The organism is Verrucomicrobiia bacterium (genome assembly GCA_035765895.1).
GTDB lineage: Bacteria > Verrucomicrobiota > Verrucomicrobiia > Limisphaerales > DSYF01 > DSYF01.
In genome coordinates this window covers 1-4,472 of record DASTWL010000059.1, presented here as the reverse complement: position 1 = coordinate 4,472, position 4,472 = coordinate 1, and the positions used below count along the sequence as shown (strand labels likewise).

At 63.8% G+C, this 4,472-nt stretch carries 3 protein-coding genes; 1 reads left to right on the top strand and 2 read right to left on the bottom strand.

All coding sequences use genetic code 11. The features are described from left to right. Positions 1-211 (top strand): hypothetical protein (locus VFV96_12135; GenBank protein HEU5071145.1); only part of this gene is annotated, 211 nt, incomplete at its 5' end. A 45-nt stretch (positions 212-256) separates the two neighbouring features. Here the strand turns inward: VFV96_12135 and VFV96_12130 are convergent. Together VFV96_12130 and VFV96_12125 are read right to left on the bottom strand one after the other, a co-directional pair. Continuing rightward, on the bottom strand, positions 257-2,773 hold the full coding sequence (locus tag VFV96_12130) for a hypothetical protein (protein HEU5071144.1): 2,517 nt from the start codon (positions 2,771-2,773) through the stop codon (positions 257-259). A gap of 76 nt (positions 2,774-2,849) precedes the next feature. Further along, positions 2,850-4,472 (bottom strand): sulfatase-like hydrolase/transferase (locus VFV96_12125; protein HEU5071143.1); only part of this gene is annotated, 1,623 nt, incomplete at its 5' end.

Sequence of the window (4,472 nt, the reverse complement as noted above, 5' to 3'; positions counted from 1 at the left end):
TCCCGCCGCCAAGCCCGCCCTGGAGGAAAACCTCAAACAACAAACCGCCGCACAGGCGGCGTTGCGCCAGTCGGAACTGCGCGCGCTGGAATGGAAGCAACTGTGGGGCAAGCCCGCCGCGTTCGCCGCCCTGATCCTCGTCGCGTTCGTCCTCATCTTCAAAGACAAGGCGAAACGTAACCACGTGGAGCCTGCCGGCGCAGCCCGCTGACACACGGGCACGCTTCAGCACGCTTCGCCGTGGCATCATCCGGGGTCAATCCGGACGTGCATCGAAGACGAGCACCTCGAACGGCTCCAGCGTGATGCGTTGCGGCTGACCGGCGGTCAACGACAACGTCGGCACGCGCTGATCCGCATAGGGCGACTGCATCGCATAACGCCGCGCCGCGCCGGCGGGCAGTTCAAAGATGGTTTGCGCATCCAACGTAAAACTCTGCGGCCGGTCATCAGGGTTGCGCAACATGAGCGTCCCCTTTTGCGGATTCCACGAGGCGTAGCCATAGACTTGCAGTTGGAGCGGGTCGCCCCCCACCCAGTGCGAATCCACCAGCACGGCGGCATTGGTCCGCGCCCATTTGGCCGCGTCCGCCACGTCGTCCCACGCCTCGGGCGTCATCAGTGCCGGCGTGAGATACAGTTCCTGCAACGACGCACCGATGGCGAAATACGAGCGCGCCTCGTGCTTCAAGTGCGGCCCCGCCTTGGCCACGCGTTCGCCCTGGAAATGCCGGCCAAAAACGATGCCATGCGCCATGATGGAGTTGAGCGGATAAAGCGGCGACCGTTCGACAAACAACCGGCGGCATTCACCATCCCGGTAGGTCAGCCACTGTTCGCGGTCATCACCCTTGCCGGCCCAGCCGACATCGGCACTGCCGTCACGCCACGTCGAGTCCACGTAATTCAGCCAGAACGGCGACGGCCACGTGCCGACGGTGACGTTGATGAACACCTGCGGATTTTCCCGGCGCAGGTGCTCCGCGATGTCGAGCAGCGCCATGAAATGCGGGCTGACGCCCTCGCCCGCCTTGTCCCACTTGAACGCGTTCACGCCCGCCTCGCGCATGAGCTGGAGGCAGCGGTTTTGAAACCATTCCTTGTAACGCGGATAAACGAAGTCCAGGTGAGCGCCGGGCGGAATGAGCCCCAGCTGCTGCGCGTCCGCGGTGCGTTCCGCGTTGCCGCCGTAGCCGCCCATTGGTGAAATCCAGATGGCCAGATGCGCGTCCAGCTGGTCCAGCTGCGCCTTGAGCGCCGCGAAGCCGCCGGGAAATTTGTTGGTGTTCTCGGTCCAGAGCCCGCGGCCCGGATCGTCCCAGCCGTCGTCCACCAAATACGACTGCACCGGCACGCCCCGTTTCTTCACCAGTTCCTCGTTGAAGTTCGTGACCACCTCCAGAATCTTTCCGGCGTCCACCGAAAAACCGAGGTCATACCAGTCGTTGTAATGCAGGAACGGGCTGGAGGGCCGGGCGCGTTCGCGTTCGACGTAATAAAGAAAGGCCCGTCGCAACTGGCCGGCAGGCGCAACTCCCGCCACCGCGCCGAATGTGTAGGCCTGGGCCGGCGACAGTTCCAACCGGCAGGCCAAGCCAATGCGCGCGCCGGACTTGTCCACGGCGTTTTCCGCCCCGGGCATTTCCACGCCAGCGAACATCCCGCCACCCGCCACCGGACAGCCGGGCACCGTGCCGATGGTCTGCGCGCCCGGAAGGCGGATGTCGGCCAGTTCCACGGCAAACAACGGAACCGTTTTGTCCGGCGAAGATAATTGGAGTGTTTGCCGCAGGTAGCTCGAGCCGTCGCGCAACTCGGCCCGCCAGTGCGCGCGCAGACCTCCCGCGGAAACCATTTCCGCTTCCAGCGCCACGCCGCCGAGCCGGTCGGCCACGCGAACGCCATCGGGCGACGGCGAGAGCCGCACGATCTTCGGCGTGCCGTTGAGCCGAAACGCTGAAGCAAGCAGATCCACGTTCGGATACGCGTTGAGCTTCCCCTCGAGAATTTTTTCATTGGCGGCCGTCATGACGTTGAACACCGGCTTGGCGTCGCGCACTCCGACGAGTAGAAATTTTTTCCCGTCCTCCCAGATCAAGGCCAGCGCCGGCGCCCACGACAGGCCCTGGTCCGTGCCCTTGTCGATGCGGCAGGAAACAAAGGTGGCGCCCGCCGGAAAAGAGAACTCTCGCGCTTCGGCCTGGTTGGCCCGGGCCTTGAGTTCGATTTGCTCCGGAGCATGAACGACCTTCGCCAGATTGAAGTCTGAAATGGTGCATTGGCCGCGGCCTCCAAGATCACCGGAGTAGTTCTTCGCCTGCGCCTCCAAATTCATTTTGCCGAGGCGAACAAGTTTGGGTTCACCGCCAAATTCGGCGCGCGGAAAGGTCGCCAGTTCGGTCCACGCCCGGCCATCGCGCGAGGCAAGCGCCACAACCCGGTCACGCTCCAGCCGCACGGCCACCATCACGCCGGTCTGCGGCTCCGGTGGCGTCAGGCCGAGGCGAAATAATTCCGCACTGGATTGGTCAAACGCCGTTCCGGTGAGCCGGTTGTTCAACCGCAGCGGCCGCAGTTGGCCGTCGGCATACTGCCAGGAACCTGCAATGACTGCATTCTCCAGGGTGAAGACGCCGTTTGAGGACGAGCCCGCCGCAGTTCCCGGCGCCGGTCCGGGAAAATCCACGCCGGCCCGCGCGGAAACGGCCAAGGCCGAAATCGCAACGAGCAGACCGAACCGCAATTTTTTGGAAAAGTCAGCAAGCATGTTCATGACATCATATCTGCGGTTTTATAATCGCGAGCTGAAACCTTGATCCCTCCAAACCAGCCGCTCACGAACGGCCGGTTCATGATCCCGTGCCGCGCCGGAAGACAGCATCCGGAATGGTTTCTTTCGTGATGCCCGGGCCGTTCCAGGAAATTTTCAGCGAAGGCGCGCCCTTGCTTCCGGGCACGTAATAGAGACGGAACGGGTGCAGTCCCGCCTGAAGCCGGATGCCGCCGCTGCGTTCCTCCCCGCCGGCATAACCAAAGTCCGCATCAATCACCGTGGCATCATGGATGCGCAGCAACGCGCCGCCGTCCGCTTCCAGATGGAAGGTGTAATCGCCGTCCTGCGGAATGATGAAATAACCCTTGAACAGCATGCCGATGTCATGGTCGCGCGGGCGTGGGTTCAAATCCGGGCGTTGCTCCGTGCCACGGGCCACGGGCGGAAGCAGTTCAAAATCCGGCACCCACGGAAAGCTGCCCTCATACGCCCGCCATTCCACGCCATTGGTCACCGTGGCTGAAACGGCCGGAACCAGCTCGTGGTCGTAAGGCCGCGGCGCGCTGTCGTTCGCCCGCCGCACCTGCAAGGCCAGCGTTTTCATCTGCTGCTCCAGCGCCGGCATCATGGCCGCGAGGTCGTTGGTCTCCTGGGGATCCTCCGGCATTTTGTAAATCTCAAACGGGTCGGCTTGCGACTTCACGTCGTAGCGAACGCCCACAAAGTCGCCCAGGCGGACGGATTGCATCTGGCGCCGCAAACGCCCGCGGTGATTCGGCGCGAAATCCTGATACTTGGGTGTCCGGCCGGCTTCGAAGTATTCCACGTAGAGATAGCCGCGATCGCTTTGAGTGCCCTGGCCGGTCAGTTCCGGCAGCAGCGAAACGCCATCGGCACGCGCCGGCGCAGGAACACCCGCGGCCTCGGCAAACGTGCGCAACCAGTCGTAGGAAATGCTCGGGCGCGTGACGACGCGGCCGGCCGGAATCTGCCCCGGCCACCAGGCAATGGTCGGCACCCGTTCGCCGCCCTCCCAGCAGTCGCGCTTGATGCCGTCGAACGGACCGAAGCTGTCGAAAAAATCCGCCCGCAACGGCTCGTGCGGCAGGTAGGATTCGATGCTGGGCCCGTTGTCCGAGGAGAAAATCACCAGCGTGTCGCCCGCGATTTTCAAATCGCGCAACAACTGTTCAAGGTCGCCCACGGCGTCATCGAGGCGCCGCACGGCGGTGGCGTAGCGTTTATCGACATCGGGCCAGGGCACTTCCGGCGTGGCGGCATTGTGATCGTCGTCGTAGGTGGCGGCGCGGTAGTCCGGATGAATCCACGAATCAACCTTGCCCGCCGCGGTCGTGATCATGTGGCCGGGCGTGCCCAGCCATTGCATCCCGCCGTGAAGACCACCGCCCGCTGGATACGCCTGCGTGGGCAGTTCGGTCGCGGCGTGCGGCGTGTCGTAGGCGAGATACATGAAGAACGGCTGGCCGGCCTGGGCGCGCTCGTGGCCCACAATCCAATGCTTGGCCCACGCCGTCCACAAGTCGGCGGTGTAGCATTTGTCCAGTCCGGCGGTGATGTCGTTCGTTCCGGACCAAACCGGCTTCGGCTCGTGGTTCCTGGCGTAGGGCGCCTCCTTCGGATAATGCTCGTGCCCGTCCATGTGTCGCGCGTAACCGAAGAACTCGTCAAATCCGCGCCG

Excerpts from the sequence above, each read along its gene's own strand:
- VFV96_12130 (HEU5071144.1), bottom strand. The coding sequence starts at position 2,773 with ATGAACATGCTTGCTGACTTTTCCAAAAAATTGCGGTTCGGTCTGCTC.